This is a genomic window from Acinetobacter sp. UBA5934 (assembly GCF_002430855.1).
Lineage (GTDB): Bacteria > Pseudomonadota > Gammaproteobacteria > Pseudomonadales > Moraxellaceae > Acinetobacter.
The window spans coordinates 10,467-11,038 of sequence record NZ_DJDC01000048.1; the positions used below are offsets into that span (position 1 = coordinate 10,467).

1 protein-coding gene is annotated in these 572 nt (G+C 47.4%); it reads left to right on the forward strand.

The window, feature by feature from the left end:
- Window positions 1-550, forward strand: a 550-nt coding sequence (locus B2Y23_RS03440; protein WP_291369038.1) for a carbamoyl phosphate synthase small subunit, incomplete at its 5' end; no start/stop codon positions are given.
- Window positions 551-572: the final 22 nt, after the last annotated feature.

The window sequence follows — 572 nt, forward strand, 5'->3', positions numbered from 1 at the left end:
CGGTGTCAAAACCAACATCTTACGTATGCTCGCAGACCGCGGTTGTAAATTGACTGTTGTGCCTGCGCAAACTCCTGCTGCTGACGTTCTTGCGTTGAATCCAGATGGCGTGTTCTTATCGAACGGTCCTGGCGATCCAGCTGCATGTGACTATGCAATTGAAGCTGTAAAAACTATTGTAGAAGACGCTCGCAATATACCTTTATTCGGTATTTGCCTGGGTCACCAAATTCTTGCGCTTGCAAGCGGTGCTAAGACTGTGAAAATGCCTCACGGTCACCACGGTGCCAACCATCCTGTACAAAATCTTGACAATGGTACAGTGATGATTACTTCTCAAAACCATGGCTTCGCAGTCGATGAAAGCAAACTGCCTGATGTGTTGCGTGTAACGCATCGCTCACTGTTTGATGGCACCAACCAAGGTATTCATCGTACAGACAAACCTGCGTTCAGCTTCCAGGGTCACCCTGAAGCAAGCCCTGGTCCACATGACTGCGCACCACTGTTCGATCATTTCATCGAACTTATCGAAGCATCTAAGAAGTAATTAAGGAAGCATCATGGCTAAA